Source organism: Streptomyces sp. NPDC028368 (genome assembly GCF_055565615.1).
In genome coordinates this window covers 406,573-423,553 of record NZ_JBVHTY010000008.1, presented here as the reverse complement: position 1 = coordinate 423,553, position 16,981 = coordinate 406,573, and the positions used below count along the sequence as shown (strand labels likewise).

At 73.2% G+C, this 16,981-nt stretch carries 16 protein-coding genes; 7 read left to right on the top strand and 9 right to left on the bottom strand.

Annotated features, from left to right (window positions below):
- Nucleotides 1-277 precede the first annotated feature (277 nt).
- The 5 genes from ACZ4S3_RS21375 (at nucleotide 278) to ACZ4S3_RS21355 (ending at nucleotide 6,291) form a co-directional block, all read left to right on the top strand.
- Nucleotides 278-529 (top strand): hypothetical protein, encoded by a 252-nt coding sequence (locus tag ACZ4S3_RS21375; protein WP_467936428.1) that lies wholly within the window; start codon nucleotides 278-280, stop codon nucleotides 527-529.
- Entirely contained in the window at nucleotides 526-2,841 is a 2,316-nt protein-coding gene (locus ACZ4S3_RS21370; protein WP_467936426.1) for a heavy metal translocating P-type ATPase, read from the top strand. Before ACZ4S3_RS21375 ends, ACZ4S3_RS21370 begins: the two co-directional genes overlap by 4 nt.
- Nucleotides 2,838-3,311, top strand: coding sequence for a copper chaperone PCu(A)C (locus ACZ4S3_RS21365; RefSeq protein WP_467936424.1), 474 nt, complete (start codon nucleotides 2,838-2,840; stop codon nucleotides 3,309-3,311). Before ACZ4S3_RS21370 ends, ACZ4S3_RS21365 begins: the two co-directional genes overlap by 4 nt.
- Nucleotides 3,312-3,430: 119 nt before the next feature.
- A complete protein-coding gene (locus ACZ4S3_RS21360; RefSeq protein ID WP_467936422.1) occupies nucleotides 3,431-5,611 on the top strand; it encodes an MMPL family transporter in 2,181 nt (726 codons plus the stop codon).
- Nucleotides 5,608-6,291, top strand: a complete 684-nt coding sequence (locus tag ACZ4S3_RS21355; protein ID WP_467936421.1) for a class I SAM-dependent methyltransferase — start codon at nucleotides 5,608-5,610, stop codon at nucleotides 6,289-6,291. The genes ACZ4S3_RS21360 and ACZ4S3_RS21355 overlap by 4 nt, the downstream gene beginning before the upstream one ends.
- Before the next feature lie 115 nt (nucleotides 6,292-6,406).
- Here the strand turns inward: ACZ4S3_RS21355 and ACZ4S3_RS21350 are convergent, their stop codons facing one another.
- Nucleotides 6,407-7,039: a sigma-70 family RNA polymerase sigma factor gene (locus ACZ4S3_RS21350; protein ID WP_467936419.1), complete on the bottom strand. Its 633-nt coding sequence runs from the start codon at nucleotides 7,037-7,039 to the stop codon at nucleotides 6,407-6,409.
- 49 nt (nucleotides 7,040-7,088) lie between these two features.
- Between ACZ4S3_RS21350 and ACZ4S3_RS21345 the strand changes: the two genes are divergently transcribed.
- A complete protein-coding gene (locus tag ACZ4S3_RS21345) occupies nucleotides 7,089-7,331 on the top strand; it encodes a zf-HC2 domain-containing protein (RefSeq protein ID WP_467936417.1) in 243 nt (80 codons plus the stop codon).
- A gap of 117 nt (nucleotides 7,332-7,448) precedes the next feature.
- Here the strand turns inward: ACZ4S3_RS21345 and ACZ4S3_RS21340 are convergent, their stop codons facing one another.
- Both ACZ4S3_RS21340 and ACZ4S3_RS21335 read right to left on the bottom strand, forming a co-directional pair.
- Entirely contained in the window at nucleotides 7,449-8,156 is a 708-nt protein-coding gene (locus ACZ4S3_RS21340) for a PE-PGRS family protein (protein ID WP_467936415.1), read from the bottom strand.
- 67 nt (nucleotides 8,157-8,223) lie between these two features.
- Entirely contained in the window at nucleotides 8,224-9,468 is a 1,245-nt protein-coding gene (locus ACZ4S3_RS21335; protein WP_467936413.1) for an extracellular solute-binding protein, read from the bottom strand.
- Between the two features lie 235 nt (nucleotides 9,469-9,703).
- Between ACZ4S3_RS21335 and ACZ4S3_RS21330 the strand changes: the two genes are divergently transcribed.
- Entirely contained in the window at nucleotides 9,704-10,450 is a 747-nt protein-coding gene (locus ACZ4S3_RS21330) for a Clp protease N-terminal domain-containing protein (RefSeq protein ID WP_467936411.1), read from the top strand.
- A gap of 103 nt (nucleotides 10,451-10,553) precedes the next feature.
- Here the strand turns inward: ACZ4S3_RS21330 and ACZ4S3_RS21325 are convergent, their stop codons facing one another.
- The 6 genes from ACZ4S3_RS21325 to ACZ4S3_RS21300 all read right to left on the bottom strand — a co-directional run bounded on the left by ACZ4S3_RS21325 (nucleotide 10,554) and on the right by ACZ4S3_RS21300 (nucleotide 16,776).
- On the bottom strand, nucleotides 10,554-11,546 hold the full coding sequence (locus ACZ4S3_RS21325) for a phytanoyl-CoA dioxygenase family protein (RefSeq protein WP_467936409.1): 993 nt from the start codon (nucleotides 11,544-11,546) through the stop codon (nucleotides 10,554-10,556).
- Between the two features lie 22 nt (nucleotides 11,547-11,568).
- Nucleotides 11,569-12,522 (bottom strand): NAD-dependent epimerase/dehydratase family protein, encoded by a 954-nt coding sequence (locus tag ACZ4S3_RS21320; protein ID WP_467936407.1) that lies wholly within the window; start codon nucleotides 12,520-12,522, stop codon nucleotides 11,569-11,571.
- The gene (locus tag ACZ4S3_RS21315) at nucleotides 12,522-13,664 is read right to left on the bottom strand and encodes a glycosyltransferase family 4 protein (RefSeq protein ID WP_467936405.1); all 1,143 of its coding nucleotides are present in this window, start codon (nucleotides 13,662-13,664) and stop codon (nucleotides 12,522-12,524) included. The genes ACZ4S3_RS21320 and ACZ4S3_RS21315 overlap by 1 nt, the downstream gene beginning before the upstream one ends.
- A 75-nt stretch (nucleotides 13,665-13,739) precedes the next feature.
- Nucleotides 13,740-14,504, bottom strand: coding sequence for a class I SAM-dependent DNA methyltransferase (locus ACZ4S3_RS21310; RefSeq protein ID WP_467936403.1), 765 nt, complete (start codon nucleotides 14,502-14,504; stop codon nucleotides 13,740-13,742).
- A gap of 41 nt (nucleotides 14,505-14,545) precedes the next feature.
- Complete coding sequence (locus ACZ4S3_RS21305) at nucleotides 14,546-15,778, bottom strand: YcaO-like family protein (RefSeq protein ID WP_467936401.1); 1,233 nt, start codon at nucleotides 15,776-15,778, stop codon at nucleotides 14,546-14,548.
- Nucleotides 15,775-16,776, bottom strand: a complete 1,002-nt coding sequence (locus ACZ4S3_RS21300) for an aKG-HExxH-type peptide beta-hydroxylase (RefSeq protein WP_467936487.1) — start codon at nucleotides 16,774-16,776, stop codon at nucleotides 15,775-15,777. The genes ACZ4S3_RS21305 and ACZ4S3_RS21300 overlap by 4 nt, the downstream gene beginning before the upstream one ends.
- Nucleotides 16,777-16,981: the final 205 nt, after the last annotated feature.

Sequence of the window (16,981 nt, the reverse complement as noted above, 5' to 3'; positions counted from 1 at the left end):
ATGGTCGGATGGACCGGGCGTGCAGTTCCCGCCGGGACGGGGGGAATTAGGCCGGGCGGGTTCCGGATCGCCTCCCTGCGCCGGGTCCGTAAACCCAGTTAGTCGGCCCGGAACGAGGCCGGGTTCCGGCGGACACGAGGGACAAACCTCACGCCCCGACCGGGCGTCATTCGGGGGTGCGACCCTCTCCCTACCTGCCACGATGACGCCATCGCGCGGCGCATGCGCAGCCCGGCGCCTTCCTCTTGCCACGAGCGACGTCCCCACTGGAGCGACGATGTCCCCCTCCCCGGCCGACCGCAGCCGGCCCGTTCTTCCCCAGGCCGTCCAACGGCTGCTGCCCGCCCGGCAGGTCATCGGTTTCGTGGCCCTGCTGGCGGTGCTCTTCGCGCTGTCGTACGCGGTCGGCGCCGCCGCCGGACCGGTCGCCCCGGGGCTGCACCCCGCGGGCGGCGCCCATAGTGGCAGCTCCGAGCCCGCCCGCGACGGCGGCATGGGCGGGATGCACGGGATGGGCGGCGCCCGATGACGACCACGCCCGCCCGCGACGCCACGGCCCCGCCCCGTACCACCACCCTCACGGTCGGCGGCATGACCTGCGCCGCCTGCGTGGGCCGGGTCGAGAAGAAACTCGGGCGGCTGGACGGGGTATCGGCCACGGTGAATCTGGCCACCGGCCGGGCCCGGATCAGCCATCCCGCGGCGCTCCCCGTCGGCGACCTCATCGCCACCGTCGAGGCGGCCGGTTTCACCGCGCACCTCCCCGAGCCCACCCCGGACCCGGACGCCGCGCGCCCCGCCCCCGCGCAGGACACCGCCCGCGCGGAACGCCACCGCCTGCTGCTGACCGCCCTGCTCTCGCTTCCCGTCCTGGTCCTGTCCATGGTCCCCGCCTGGCAGTTCCGCAACTGGCAGTGGCTGTGCTTCGTCCTCGCCGCGCCGGTCGCCGTATGGGGCGCGGCCCCCTTCCACACCCGTGCGGTGCGCGGCCTGCGGCACGGCGCCGCGACCATGGACACCCTCGTCTCCCTCGGCGTGGCCGCGTCGTTCGGCTGGTCCGCCTACGCGCTGTTCCTCGGCGGTGCGGGGGCGCCCGGCATGACCATGCCCTTCACCCTGCTGCCCACGGCCGGTGACGGGAGTGCGCATCTCTACCTGGAAGCCGCCGTCGGCGTACCGCTGTTCGTGCTGGCCGGGCGGCGGATGGAGGCCAGGGCCCGGCGGGGCACCGGCTCCGCGCTGCGTTCCCTGGCCGAACTCGCCGCCAAGGACGTCGCGGTACGCCGGGACGGCACCGAACTGCGTATTCCGGTGGACCGGCTGCGGGTCGGTGACCTCTTCCTCGTACGGCCCGGGGAGCGGGTCGCCACCGACGGCACCGTCACCGAGGGCAGCTCCGCACTGGATCTGTCACTGATCAGCGGGGAGAGCGGTCCGGTCGAGGTGGGGCCGGGGGCGGAGGTCGTCGGGGGCGCTCTCAACTCCGGCGGTCTGCTGGAGGTCCGGGCCGGCGCGGTGGGCGCGGACACCCAACTCGCCCGGATCACCCGGCTGGTGGAGGACGCCCAGACCGGCAAGACCGCGGCGCAACGGCTCGCCGACGCGGTGGCGGGTGTCTTCGTCCCCGCCGTACTGACCGTCTCGGTCACCGTCCTGGGCTTCTGGCTCGGCGCCGGGGCCGACCCCCAGGCCGCGGTCACCGCCGCGGTCGCCGTCCTCGTCGTCGCCTGCCCCTGTGCCCTGGGCCTGGCCACCCCGACCGCGCTGCTGGCCGCCACCGGGCGCGGCGCTCAGCTCGGGATCCTCGTCAGCGGGCCGCAGGCGCTGGAGCGACTGCGCCGCATCGACACCATCGTCCTGGACAAGACCGGCACCCTCACCACCGGCAGGATGAGTGTGACGGCCTGTACGCCGCGCGCCGACGGCCCCGACCCGGCCCAGGTGCTCCTGCTGGCCGCCACCGTGGAGCAGGGCTCCGAGCACCCGTTGGCCCGCGCGATCATGGCGCACGCTCGTCAGAGCGGCCAACTCCCTTTGCGTGCAGGCGATTTCGTCGCGACTCCCGGATGGGGTGTGCGGGGCACCGTGGACGGCCGCCAGGTCACGGTCGCCCGGCCGCCTGGTGACCTCGCCGGCCTCCCGGCGCCCCTCCCGGACGCCGTGCGCGCCGCCGAAACCGCCGGCCACACCGCGGTCCTGGTCACCGTCGACGGCACCCCCGAGGCCGTCCTCGCACTCGGCGACGCGCTCCGCCCCGACTCCTACCGGGCCGTCGACCATCTGCGCCGCCTGGGACTGCGTCCCGTACTGGCCACCGGGGACCGCGCGGCGACCGCCCGCGCCGTGGCCGGCCATCTCGCCGTCACCGAGATCCATGCCGGGGCCACCCCGCAGGACAAGGCCGCGCTCGTCACCACCCTCAAGGAACAGGGCGGCCGGGTCGCCGTCGTCGGCGATGGTGTCAATGACGCCGCGGCCCTCGCGCTCGCCGACCTGGGTATCGCCATGGGCAGTGGCACCGATGCCGCGATCGGCGCCGCGGACGTCACCCTCGTCCGCGAGGACCTCCAGGCCATCGCCGACGCGATACGCCTGGCCCGCCGCACCCTGGGCACCATCCGCGCCAACCTGATCTGGGCCTTCGGCTACAACCTCGTCACCGTGCCGCTCGCCGCCGTCGGCCTGCTCAACCCGATGCTCGCGGCCGCCGCCATGTCCGCCAGCTCGCTGCTCGTCGTGGGGAACAGCCTGCGCCTGCGGGCCTGGCAGCCGGCGCCCGGCGCGAAACGCTCCCCGCGCGCCAACTCCCCCCGTACGCATGCCTCTTGGGAGGTCTCGTGAACCGGCTCCGCGCGGCGGTGGCCGTACCGCTGCTCTCCTGCCTGGCCACGCTCGGCACCCTCACCGCCTGGACCGCCACCGGCGGTGCCGGTACGCCCGCACGTCTCACCGCCTCCGAGGGCCGTGTGCTGATCCCGTACGGCCCGGAGGCCACCGCGGCGTTCTTCACCCTCCGCAACACCGGCACCGCGGATGACGTACTGACCGGCGTCACCGGCCCGCCGGGATACCGCGCCATGCTCAGCCGCACCGTCGATATCGGGCGCAACGCGCGGCGGATGGAGATGGTGCGCGGTGCCACCGTCCCGGCGGGTGGTTCGCTGCGGATGACGGCGACCGGCCTGGACGTCATGGTCAGTCCGCCGCCGCGGCTGAGGCCGGGAGACCGGCTCACCTTCACCCTCCACTTCCGGGACAGTCCGCCGCTCACCGTCCGGGCGCGTGCGGCGGTGACCTTCACCGGACGGTGAACGCCGCGCCGGGACCGTGAACGCCGCGCCGAACTCCGGTTGCACACCCACCCCTTCATCATGGATAGTCACACTATCGAAAGTAGCGCTATCCACTATCTCTCTCTGGGGGTTGGTTCATGCTGTCGTCATTGGGGCGGCTCACGGCTCGTCATCGCTGGTGGGTCGTGGTCGCGGCGGTGCTGTTCGCTGTGCTGGGCGGAGTCTGGGGGACCGGCACCTTCGGGACGCTGACCGGCGGCGCGGGATTCGACGACCCGGGCAGCGAGTCCGTACGGGCCGACCGGATACTGGCCGGGCCGCTGGGCCGGCAGTCGGCCGATGTGGTCGTGCTCTACAGCAGCAAGGAACACACCGTGGACGACCCGGCGTTCGCGGGGCCGGTCCGGGCGGCGCTTGGCGACGTCCCGCGCACGGGCATCGCGCGCCTGGAGTCGTACTGGACGGCCAACGGCGGCACCTCGGGCCGCGCCGCCGACTTCGTCTCCCGTGACCGCCATGCCGCCTACGCCACCGTCCAGTTCACCGCCGACGGCGACCAGGACCAGGTCGCGGCCCTCGCCAAGGTCAAGGACCGGTTCGCGGTGCCGCCGGCATCCGGCGTCACGGTCCGGTTCGGCGGCACCGCGGCCATGACCGAGCAGGTCAACGCCCGCACCGGCGCCGACATCGGACGCGCCGAAATGCTGTCCATGCCCGTCCTGCTGCTGCTCCTGCCGGTCGTCTTCGGCAGCCTCGTCGCGGCCTCCCTGCCGCTGGCCGTGGGCGTACTGGTGGCGCTCGGCTCGCTGGTCGTCCTGCGTACGGTGTCCCTCTTCACCGACCTGTCCAGTTCGGTCATCAACGTCATCACCATCCTCGGCCTCGGACTCGCCATCGACTACGCGCTGTTCATGGTCGGCCGCTTCCGCGAGGAGCTGGCCGCCGGGGCCGCCGTGGACGAGGCGGTCGAGCGCACCACCGCCACCGCCGGGCGCACGGTCGCCTTCTCCGGCCTGGCCGTGGCCATTTCCTTCGCCGGTCTGGCGCTCTTCCCCTCCCGGTTCCTGAGCTCGATGGGGTATGCGGCGGTCGCCGTGGTGATCTTCGCGGTCATCGGATCGCTGACACTGCTGCCCGCGTTGCTCCGCTTCGCCGGACATCGCATCGACGCGGGCCGGCTGCCGTTCCGCCGCCGCGCCGCCCGCAGCCGGCAGGCCCGGGGCCGGGCGGGACAGGGCCGCTGGTACCGGATGGCGCATGCGGTGATGCGCCGCCCGCTGCTCACCACCGCGCTCCTGGTCGTCGCCCTCCTGGGCCTCGCCGGGCCGACGCTCGGCGTGAACTGGGCGCGCCCCGCCGACTGGGTGCTGCCGGCCGACGCCGACGCCCGCCAGGTCACCCGACAGCTCACCCAGCGCTTCGACCACGACCCGGCCAAAACCGTCACCGCCGTCGTCACCGGGAGGGCCGGCCGCGCACAACTGGACGCCTATGCCGAACGGCTCGGCACCGTCACCGGAATCAAGGACACCGCCGTCACCGCAACCCGCGGCGACACCGCCCGGATCACCCTCCACTACACCCCGGACCCGATGTCCCGCGCGGCCCGCGCCATGGTCGGCGACCTGCGCGCCCAGAACCCGCCCGCCGACGCGAAGTCCCTGTTCACCGGCATGCCCGCCTCCCGCGTCGACATCGTCGGCATGATCGGCCAACGGGCCGCGTGGATGGGCCTGTTCGTCGCCGCGGTCTCCGCCCTGGTCCTGTTCCTCGCGTTCCGCTCCCTTGCCATCCCCCTGATCACCGTCGCCATGAGCGGCCTGTCGCTGCTTGCCGCGTTCGGCGTGATCACCGTGATCTTCCAGTACGGCGTCGGGTCGGACCTGCTCGGCTTCGAGACGGTCGGCGCCGTCGACGCGAACTTCCCCGTCCTGATCGTCGCCATCGCCTTCGGACTGGCCATGGACTACCAGGTCTTCCTGCTCTCCCGGGTCCGCGAACGCTATCTGGCCACCGGCGACCCGGCCGAGTCCACCGCCACCGCCCTGCAGCACACCGCCGGCACCATCACCAGCGCCGGGCTGCTGCTCGCCATCGTGGTCGGCGGATTCGCCTTCTCCTCCATCACCTTCCTGAAAATGATCGGCATCGGGCTCATCCTGGCCATCGCCCTCGACGTCCTGGTCGTACGGGCCGTGCTGCTGCCCGCCGTGCTCGGCCTGCTCGGCCACCGCGCCTGGCGCTCCCCGCTGCACCGCGACCCGGCCCGCCGGCCGTCCGCCGCCGTACCCACCACCGAGGCCCAGGTGCGCATATGACCACCCCGACGCCGTCCCCGCCCTCCGCCCTGTCCGATGCCGTCGTCTTCTTCCGGCAGTACACCCGGACCGTCCGCGCCACCGGAGCCATCGCCCCCAGCGGCGCCGCCCTCTCCCGAGCCCTCATCCGCCACGTCCACCCCGGCGGTCCCGACCGGCCCCGCGCCGTCCTGGAGGTCGGCCCCGGCACCGGAGCGGTCACCCGCCCGCTCGCCGCGCGCCTGGGCCCGTACGACACCCTCCACCTCGTCGAATCCAACGGGCAGTTCGCCGACCGCCTCGCCGCCGCCCTGCGGCACGACCCGCGGCCGGCCGCCCTCGCGCCGCGCACCCGGCTGCTCCGCGGCCTCATCCAGGACCAGCACCTCGGCCGGTACGACACCATCGTCTGCGGGCTGCCCTTCGCGAACTTCCCGCCCCGCGAGATCGAGACCGTCTTCCACCAGCTCCTGACCGCCCTCCAGCCCGGCGGCCGGCTCTCCTTCTTCTCCTACGCCGGCGGCAACGCCGTCCAGAAGCCGGGCGGCCGCCGGACCGCTTCCCGCCGCGCCCTGCGCAGCGCGATCGACCCGCATCTGGTGCGCAGTGAGCTGGTCGTCGCCAACCTCCCTCCCGCGTACGTCCATCACCTGGCCGCGCCCGCACCGGACCGCTGCCGATGCGGGGCCGCCGCGCGCTGAACCCGTCCCGCACGGGGCTCATGGACCGGCCCTCGCCGGCCCATGAGCTCCGCCATTGGTCACGGATCACGGATCACCGATCACCGGTCCCGGACCACGGCTCACCGAACGGCCGTCAGGCAACGGCACCCTCGAGGTCCCGCCGACCCGGCACGGATCCCCAGGCGGCCTCCGCCTCCGCATCCGCCCCTGCCTCCGTATCCGTTTCCGCCTCCGTCAGCCGGGCGATCAGCGTCTCCCGCGCGCGTGCCACCCGGGATCTGACCGTCCCCACGGGAGTGCCCATCACCCCGGCGGCCGCCGCATACGGCAGCCCCAGCAACTGCGTCAGCACAAACGCCTCCCGCCGCCCCGGCCCCAGCGCCGCCAGCAGCTCGGCCAGGGCGACGCCCTCGTCGAAGCCGGGCACGCCGCGCGGCTGCACCCGCTCCGCCGCCGACTGCCAGTCGTCGGTCGCCGCCAGCCGGGGCCGTACCGCCTGGGAGCGGATCCGGTCGGCCACCACCCGCCGGGCGATGGTCAGCAGCCAGGTCCGCGCCGACGACCGGCCCTCGAACCGCGGCAGGCTGCGCAGTGCCCGGACATAGGTGTCCTGGACCAGGTCATCGGCTGCCTGCGGATCGCCGCTGAGGTGGGTCACATAGCGCCGTACATCGAGCTGGGTGGCCCGGACGAACTGTTCGACGGCCCGCTCGTCACCGGTACGGGCGGCCAGCGCCCACCCCGTCACCGCCTCGTCATCCCGCATTCCGGGACCGCCCCTCGCCGCGCCCGCACGCTTCGGGGAGGATGGGCGCATGCACTGCTCGCGCATCCGTACGGCACTCTCCGCGCGCCTCGACGGCGAGGAACCGCCGCCCGGCCTCACCGGCCGCCGGCTCGACGACCACCTCTCGGAGTGTGCGGAGTGCCGCCAATGGCGGGCGCGGGCAGCGGCGCTGACGGCGGGCATCGGCCGCGCCGCGGCGCACCGCGAGGGCGATACGGCGTCCGTCGACGCGCTGCTGGCCCGCCTGCGGTCGAGGCCCGCACCCGATTGAGGGGACGCCACGGCGCCCCGTCCGGACAGGAATCATCATCTGGAGTCCTCAGGAGTCCTTCGCGTGATCCGGTCGCCGCGCGCGGCGGGACCGGTGAAGTGAAATTCGACCGAGCTGTCAGACGACAGCCGGCTCACGCGGCGGACCCCGCAACGACATCGCATGGGCGAGCAGCAGCTTTTGCACCGCACGCCGTGGCTCCTGCCGGGCGGCGCGCACGGCGGGCGGCGCGGCGGGCAGCACGGCCCGCAGGACGAACACCAGCGGAGCGAACACCCGCGCCGACACGGCCCGTACGAGCCGGAACGCCGCCCGCTCCCCGCCCCACAGCCACCACGCGCTCACCAGGGCGACGAGCAGGTGGACGGCGAGCATCCCGCCCGCGTCGCCGCCCATGCCGGGCATCCCCGCCATCCCCGCCATGCCCGGCATCTGCTCATGCATCTGCGGCATCTGCTGCTGCATCCGCTGCGCGGCATCGATGTCCGCAAGTGACATCCCCTGCGCGCCGCACAGCCAGGTGCTCGCCCACTCACGGGCCAACGACACCCGGTCCCCGCCGGCGTCGGCGACCGCCTGGCCGAGGGAGAACGCGCTGTGCAGGGCGGCTTGGGTGCCCACCGTGAGCACCCCCACCAGCAGCGGCCCGCGTTCGCGCCCGGCCAGGCACCAGGCGCCGGCGGCGGTGGCCCCACCGGACGCGAGCAGGATCCAGCCGGGAACCGTGGCATCCGACATCGCCACGTGCCCCAGGGCAGCGAGCAGCACACAGACCGCCGCGAACACCGCGGCGCGTAGCCCCCTGAGAACGTGCCCCGCATCCATGACGTGCTCATCGTCGCACCCCGCCCGTCACGCGGTGCGAGAGGGGCATGTGGTCGCGCATCTGACGTCAGGTCGGAGGAGAGTCCCTCGCCTCGGCCACATTCGCCGTCAACTGAAGCGAATCCAGCGTGGACTGCGGATCGCCGCCCGCCATGACCGCGGCGCCGATCCGGTCCCGTACGGCATCGCGGACCTTGGGCCAGGAACTCCGGTTCACCGGATGGAACTCGGCCTTCGGCATCTGGTCGATGAACTTCCACAGGGGCCGCTGCGCCGTCTGCCCCCGCAGCGCATCCGAGCCGGACACCGTCACCGGCAGGGTCCCCTGGCCCGACGCGAACCGGGTGGCGGCCTTGTCGGCGAAGAGGAAGGTGAGGAAGGCGCCGCACTCCTTGCGATGCCCGTTCCGCCGGAACGCCATCAGCCAGTCGCTGAGCCCGACCGGGGGCGCCGCGGCCTTGCCGTCCTTCATCGGGAAGGCGGCGTGCCCGTACGGAATCCGGGCCTGCTCGGCCGCCTTGATCAGCATGGGATGGGCCAGCATCATGCCGACCTCGCCCTTGAGGAACGCGGCGTAGGCGGGCGTCCGGCTGAACTGCGCCGGATCGGCGCCGGCCAGCCCCGGCGCCACCAGCCGGTTCTTGAGCCAGGTCAGCGCCCCGACGTTCTCCTGCTTCGCGAAGTCGTAGCCGGACGGGCCCGAATAGCCGCCGCCGGCCGCCAGCATCCACGCCAGCACCTCGTCCTCGGCCGCCTCCGGGCCGAGTTGCAGCCCGTACGGTTTGCTGACCCCCGTCGCCTTGAGCGCGGCGGCGGCGTCGCGCAGCTCGGCCCATGAGGAGGGCGGGCCGCCGATCCCCGCTTTGACGAAGAGGCTCTTGTTGTAGAAGAGCCGCGGGGTGCTGGCCAGGAACGGAACCCCGTACTCGACGAAGTCGACCTCCCCGGCGCGCGCGAAGGACGTGATGAAGTCGGCCTGTGTGATGACGTCGAAGAGTTCCTCGGCCTTGTAGAGCTGATGGGCCTCGGCGTAGTCGGCGAAGACATAGGACTGCGCGATGTCGGGAGCCTTGCCGTTCTCGACGCGGAGGGCGAGCGTCTTGTCGATCTGGCCGATGGGGACGAGTTCCAGGTCGATCTTGATCTTCGGGTGCTGCTTCTCGAAGGCGGCGATGGTCTCGTGCCACCGGTCGACGAGCGAGGACCCCACGGTCTTTCCGTAACTCGCCGCCATCAGCGTCAAGGTCACGTCCTTGCCGGCCGCGCTCCCCGAGCCGCAGCCGGCGAGCCCCCACGCCGCGGCACCCGCCATACCCGCCATACCCGCCGTACGAGAAAGAAAGAGCCGTCGACGCACTGCTGCTGCCACCTCTGCTGCGCTGCTCGTGCCCATGGAGTGGGCGACCGACCGGATGGATGAAGGTCCAACGGTACGCGGTGGATGGCATGTTGTGCCAATGGGGCATGTGTTGCCAGTTCGCCTCGCGAGAGGCCGAATCGTCAACTTCGGGTTGACGGTCGAGGCGCCGTCAACCTATGGTTGACGCATGGAGAATTCACGTCGTGCAACGCATTCGGTCCGCCTCGACGATTTGATCGAGGCCATCAAGAAGGTCCACTCCGATGCCCTGGAGCAGCTTTCCGACGCGGTCCTCGCCGCGGAGCACCTCGACGATGTGGCCGACCATCTGATCGGTCACTTCGTGGACCAGGCCCGGCGCTCGGGCGCGTCCTGGACGGACATCGGCAAGAGCATGGGGGTCACCAAGCAGGCGGCACAGAAGCGCTTCGTGGCGAAGGGGTCCGGCGAACTGTCGGACCTCGATCCCCAGCAGGGGTTCAGCCGGTACACGCCCCGGGCGCGTGCGGTCGTGGTGGCCGCGCAGGAAGAAGCCCGCGCGGCGTCCGGCGTCGAAATCCGCCCCGAGCACCTGGTACTGGGGCTGCTGAGTCAGCCGGACGGGATCGGCGCGCGGGCGATCGCCGCACAGGGTGTGTCGGCGGAGGCGGTGCGGGAGGCCGTCGTCGCGGTTCTGCCGGCGGCGGCCGACGAGCTGCCGGCGCTCATCCCGTTCGACGCCCAGGCGAAGAAGGCGCTGGAACTCACCTATCGGGAGGCCCTGCGTCTGGGGCACAACTACATCGGCACCGAGCACCTTCTGCTCGCCCTGCTGGAACGCGAGGCCGGTTCGGGTGTCCTCACCGACCTCGGCGTCGACAAGAAGGCGGCCGAGACCGTCATCGGCGCCGCGGTGGCGGCGGTCCTCGCGGCCCAGGAGCGGAACGAGTCCTGACCCCGGGAGCTCCCGTTGAGGCGGGCGGAGCCGCCCGAGCGGCGCCGCCTGTTCCTCCTTGAGGCGGTTTCTCTTCGGGGCGGTTTCTCTTCGGTCCGCTGGGCTAACTCCCCATGCTCCGCGAGGAGTTGGGGACGGCCTCGGCAGGGGCGGCATCGCGCGGGGGTCCTCCCGCGCGATGCCGCGCTGTCCTGGCCGCATGCCGCAGCCCACCGCCCGTCAGCCGCGAGCGCAGCGAGGCCAGCGGCTCGAGCCGGGTGCCGAGGAAGCGCGGGTTCTGGTACGGCACCCATCCGGTGGCGTCGCGGGGGTAGCGGGGCGGGCCGAGGCACAGCCGCTTGGTGATGACGAAGCGGGTTGCGTCGGTGGTGTTGGGCTGGGAGGCGTGCAGGTGGTCTCCGGCGAAGAGGAGGATGTCGCCGGCGCCGAGCTCGATGTCCACCGGACCGCCGGTCCGCTGGCCGGGGAGGAGGGTGTGCCCGTCGTGGCGCAGCGGCCGGCGATAGGCCTCCGGGAAGAACAGCAGCCCGTTGCCCCGGCGGACCTCGCTCACGGCCATCCACAGGTTGACCGAATTCACCGCCGTGTTGAACCAGGAGTCGACATGCGCATCCCGTGGGGTCAAGAACCCGGCGAGCTCGCGCAGTTCGTCGCCGCCGGCCAGGGACCGTTCCGGCGGCATGATGCGGATGCCGAGGTGATCGCTGACGTAGAGGCGCGCGGGCTGCGGGGCGAGGGCCGCGGTGAAGTCGTGCAGCACCCGGGCGGCGAGCGGACGCAAGCGGGTCTCGAGATCGGTGCGCAGTGCCGCCGTCCGCCGGGTATCGGTGTGCCGGTGCAGCTCCTCCAGGCGTCGGCCGGAAGAGGAGAGGAGAGCCGGGTCCGCCGAAAAGCCCCGCGCGGCGTTCCGCGTCTGCCGTCTGATCGCGTCCAGCGCCTCCAGATGCCGTAGCCCCCCTTTGACGACCACCAGCGCGCCGCCGAGGACCTCCCGCAGGGAGACGGCGATCCCTTGCGGGGTCGGTTCGACGGTGTGCACCGATGCGGGACGTACCCCGCCGGTGTCGTTCGCACCCACTGCCTCGTTCGTGCCCACTGCCGTTGTCCTCTCCGGTTGTTCAGCGCACCATCTGGCTGCCCTGCCGCGGTCGCCGGGCATGCCCGACCATCGCCGCCAGTCCGTCCTCCAGCCGGGTACCGGGCCGGAAGCCGAACGCGCGGGCGGCGAGGGTGATGTCGGCGCCGGTGTGCCGGGCGTCGCCGGGCATCGCCGCCCGCCGGTCCAGGGCGACCGGCCCGGCGATCCGCTCGACGGCGTCGATCGCCTGCTGCATCGACACCGGGCGGCTCCCGCCGAGGTTGGCGACACCGGTGAAGCGGGAACAGGCGGCGTCCCGCATGGCGGTGACCACGTCCCGTACGTAGGTGAAGTCGCGGGTCTGCCCGCCGTCACCGTAGAGCGGGAACGGCGGACCGCCCGACGCGGCGGCGATCAGCCGGGCGAAGGCCATGTCGGGGCGTTGCCGGGGGCCGTAGACGGTGAACAGCCGAAGGGCCACCGTCGGCACCTCGTGGGCCGTGCGGTACAGCTCGCACAGCTGCTCGGCGGCGAGTTTGGTCACGCCGTACGGCGACACCGGGCGCGGGCAGGCGGTCTCCGGCGTCGGGCAGCGGTGGGCATCGCCGTACACCGAGGAGCTGGAGGCATGGACGAACTTGCGGAGCGGACGGTCGCGTACGGCCTCCAGCAGGCGCTGCGTGGCCAGCACATTGCGGTCGGTGTAGAGACCGAATTCCTGCCCCCAGGAGGGCCGCACCCCGGGCTGTCCGGCCAGGTGGTAGACGACATCCACGCCGTCGAGGACGGCGCCGAGCTGCGGGTCCAGCAGATCTACCGGGTGCAAGGCGAAGGCCGGCGAGCTTCTCGCCTCGGCCAGATTGCGCCGCTTGCACGCCGGGTCGTAGTAGTCGGTGAACGCATCGATGCCGATGACGGTGTCGCCGGCGGCGAGCAGATGGTCGCACAGGTGGGAGCCGATGAAACCGGCCGCGCCGGTCACGGCCGCCCGCATCAGCGCTTCCTCCCGGCCGGCACATCGTCCAGGGGCGGCAGGACGCGGTCCACGCGGGCGCGCCAGGTGTGGTCCGCGTGCAGCTGCCGCGCCGCCTCGGCGCCCAGGGACGCGCGTTCCGCGGGGGCGCCGGCCAGGCGTTTGACGGCCGCGGTCCACGCCGCGACATCGTCGTACGGGCACAGCACGCAGTTGACGCCGTCCGTCAGGACTTCCCTGAGCACCGGCAGATCCGATGCGACGATCGCCTTGCCGTGCGACATGTACTCGAACAGCTTCATCGGCGAGACCCAGCGGCCGATGTCGCCGACGCCCCCGGCGCAGGCCACCCGCCGCTGGTACGGGGCGAGGACGATGTCGAACGCGCGGTAGTAGGGGGCCAGTTGGGCGGGCGGCCGATGGCCGTGGAAGTGCACATGGGGCGTCAGGGGACGGCTCCGCCAGTGGGCCAGGTCCTCTTCCGTGCCGCCGACCAGGTGGAAGTCCACGTCGCTGAGGGATGCCGCGAGCGCGAGAATGATGTCAATACCCCGGCCGGGGTACAGATGTCCCACGTACCCCACCTTCAGGGCATCCGGCCGGCCGGGCAGGACCGCCTTCGGACCGGCGGCCGGCGGGGGATCGGCGCAGTCGGCCACGGCCACCACCTCCGGCCCGCGGGGCCGCCTGAGCCGGGGGACGGTACGGCGATAGTCCTCGGCGAGCGCTCGGGTGACGGTGACCACCCGGCGCAGGCCCGGCAGCCGGAACAGCAGCCGCTCCGCGACACGTTCGCCTCTGCCGGGCCTGAGCAGGTGGGTTTCGTAGACGAGCGGCGCCAGGCCCGCCGAGACGAGCAGGGCGCGCAGATCCCTGGCGTAGAGCAGATCGACAGGGCCGGAGCGGCGCACGGCCCGGCGGATCCGCCAGGCCCGGATCCAGCCGCCGAGCACCGGTATGCGGGGAGTGGCGAAGGTGTGCACCGGGAAGCGGTTGCGGGTGCCGTAGTACGCGTGCAGATCCTCGGCCGGAGTGGATCCCGGCGAGGCGTAGAGAGCGACGTCATGGCCCGCATCGGCGAACGCGTCGCACATGCGCATCACATGAACTCCGTTGGCGTACACCGAGGGAATGCTGAACGCGTGCAGGTAGGCGATCCGCATGACGGGTGACCTCCGAGCCCGGGGTGGCGGGGGTGACGGGATGAGGGCGGTGGCTCGGGCGGGGTACGCCAGGCTTCATCCGGGTAGCTGGTAGACGGAGACATGCGCAGAGCTGGCGTCCGTGAAGCGGGCGCCGCTCCAGCCGCCGTAACGGCGGTGCGAGCGCAGCCCGGCCGCCGCTCCCATCAGGTCCAGTTCGCCGGGGGAGGCGTAGCGGAAGGTGACGCGGACGTGCCGCAGCCGGTCGCCGTCGAGGACCACGTAGTCGGAGACATAGCGCTGCTGGGCCGGATGGATGCTCCGGGTGCGCAGCACAAAGTCCTCGCCCGGGGTGTCCACGGGCTGCGTGCCGGATGCCACCGTCGCCAGCGCCTCCGGAAGATGTGCGTCCAGGACGAACAGGCCGCCGGGCAGCAGGCGTTGGGCGGCGTGGGCGAAGCAGCGCAGCTGGTCGGTCTGGGTGGTGAGCTCGGCGAAGGTGCCGTTGGCCACGTAGACGAGGGCGTACCTACCGGTTTCGGCATCCACCGGGGGCGCGGAGAAGTCGCCGAGGGTCACCGGGACGTCCTGGCCGCCCGGTTTGGCGCGGAGCTGCGCGACCATCTCGGGGGAGCGGTCGATACCGTGCACCGTCAGGCCGCGCCGGGTGAGGGGCAGGGCTATGCGGCCGGTTCCGATGCCCAGTTCGAGCAGGGGGCCACTGGGCGCCTCCTTGGCGAGCGAGGCGAGCAGCTCGACGGTGGCGTCGGTGGCGCCGGCGGCCGCGAACCAGTCGTCGTAGCGGGTTGCGAACTGCGTCGCGTACGAGGGGCCGGACGGTTCGGATGACGTCGTGGACATGGTGTCCTTCGGTAGAGGCGGCGGCGGGGGCTCGGCGAGGGTCAGCCGAAGGGGTGCGGTGGAATCCCGGGAGTCGTACGAGCGGGCAGCGGCCGTGCGCCCGGGGCGATGAGCCGCACCACGGACAGGCCCTCGTCGTGGGGCGGGCCGGTCGCGCAGTCGACGGCGATGACGTCCATGCCGGTGTGGGCGGACAGCAGATCCATGGCGTGGCCGGGACGGCTCGATGCCGGCTCGGGGAACGGCCCGTCGCTGCGGCCGCGGTCGCCGCCCAGCCAGTACGCCAGGGAATCCTGGCGGTGATAGGCCCACAGGGCGTGCTCCACCGCGCCGCGCGGCCGGCCGGCCGCAGCCAGGCGCGGCAGGCCGCGCCGCGCCGTGGCGGTGCCCATGCTCCAGCGGACCATCAGCGCCTCGTACGCCGCCTTGACCAGCGCGGTCGCCGCATCACGGGCCGGGGCGCAGCGTGCGCCGAAGGACTGCTCGCGTCCGTCCTCCCGGTGCAGACAGACGACCACCGCGCACAGCTGCCGCGGCGCGGGCAGCCGCAGTGCGGTGGCCGACAGCCCCTCACGGACGAGGAGTTCCCCCAGGCCGGGAGGGAGGACGGGCAGCGCGTCGTGCGCCTGAGGCGGATAGCGGTCCGGAGCGCACCAGCTGCGGCGGATCAGCTCGCGTTCCAGGATCTCGCAGGCGGCGTGTTCCGCGGCGGACTCCCGCCGCGGGTGCGCGGCGACGCCGGTCGAGCCCAGGGAGACCGTGGCCGTACAGCCCGGCGGCGGCCGATGCTGCAAGAATGCGGCGCCGGCCGGGACCCACACCTCTTCCTGGGTGTGTAACGACCGTCCGGAGCACCAGAGTTGACGCGCCTGACGCGATGCGCCGCCGTCGCGCCAGACGGCCGGGTCGACGGCCTCGGCCCCGAGCCGGCGCAGATCCGTATAGGTGGCGATACGCGCCCCGGCTGCCCCGGCCGCGCCGCCCGCCCCGCTCGCTACGGCGGACTCCCTGGCCCGCCCCGTCAGCACATTGCCCATCCGCTCCATGAGCTCGCCGCGAGCTCGTAGGGCGGTGTCGTCGGCATCCGGTCCCGCCGCGCTGCCCACCAGGACGGGCTGCCCGCCACCGGCGGTGTTGGCCGCGAATTGGCCCGAGCGCGCGGCCACCCGGGCGAAGTACACCGCGGTGCCGTGCGGATACGGGCGGAACACCTCGGGAATCCACGTGCGGAACGCCCCTGGCGACGCGCCCACCTCGGGCGATACGGCGCTCACGCCCGCCCCGACGCCGTGGGGGCCGGTCCCGCCACGCGGCCGGCCGCACCGTCCAGCACGGCGCTCGCCTCCGCCAGGACGCCACGCCCCGCGGTGGTCAGCGCCGCGGCATGCCGCCCCAGCGTCCCGACCGCCTGCCGGGCCCCGTCCAGCAGCTTGGTGTGCCTGCGCCGCAACGCCTCAGCGGCCCCTCCGTCCGCTGCGCCGCTCTGCAACACCCTTTGGTACAGCAGCACTTGACGCACCAGCACCAGGGTCTGCTGGAACAGCCCGGTCAGCGGCCGGAGATCGGGCCGCAGCGGCGTCCTGACCGGAGCCGTGTCGCCGGCGGCGGGGGCCAGGAACGGCGTCGTCAGCGCCGCCGCGTTGCACCGGGTGTGCGTCCCCTCATGCACCAGCGCGTCCGCCAGCCGCACCCAGCCGGGCAGGCCGTTCGGACGTCCCTCGAGACGCGAGGAGGCGATGAACACCGCCCCGTGGACGGTGAAGTCGGTGAAGCCGTCGATGGCGGGACCGCGGAGCAACGCGATCTGGGTGACGCCCGCCCGCAGCTCGGCAAGCATCTCCGGCCACAGCTGATGCAGCCGCTCCGCCGTCTCGGCAAAGGCGGCCAGGTGCGCGGGCGCCCAGTCGGCCACGGCCGATTCCGCCTCGGACGGCCCGCCCTCCGGCGCTCGCCCCGGTGGCAGCGAGGCCAGGGCCCGCTCGACCGCCGCCTGCAGATGTGGCTGCGGCTCCGCCAGATCCACGGCCCATCGCGACCCCGCCGTACGGGGGCGGAGCGCGCAGGCGCGCCGTAGCGGCGCGGCCGGCCGGGCGCACGGCGCGTCGGCCGGACGGGCGCGCTGGTCCAGCCGTTGTGCCTGGTGAGCGAGGGCCTTGACGGCGGGGTGCACGGGGACGGCGGCCGCGGGGAGCCCGGCGGAATGGAGGACCGCACGGGTGACCCGCCATACGGCCGCTTCGTCGCGGCGGGCTGCGGCCGCGTCAGGCGTCACATGCAAGGTCCCGTCTCCTCCAGGTCATGAATGGTCAGGCAGGTCATGAAGGGCCAGGCAGGTCATGAAGGGCCAGGTGCAGGCGCGGGGGGGGGCCCCGGCGGGGGGGGGGGGGGCCGGGGCGCGGGGGGCATGCGCGGTGCCCGGGGGGGGCGGGGGGGGCGGTGGGTGTGAGGGCGGGGGGTGGTTGATAACTGGGGGAGGG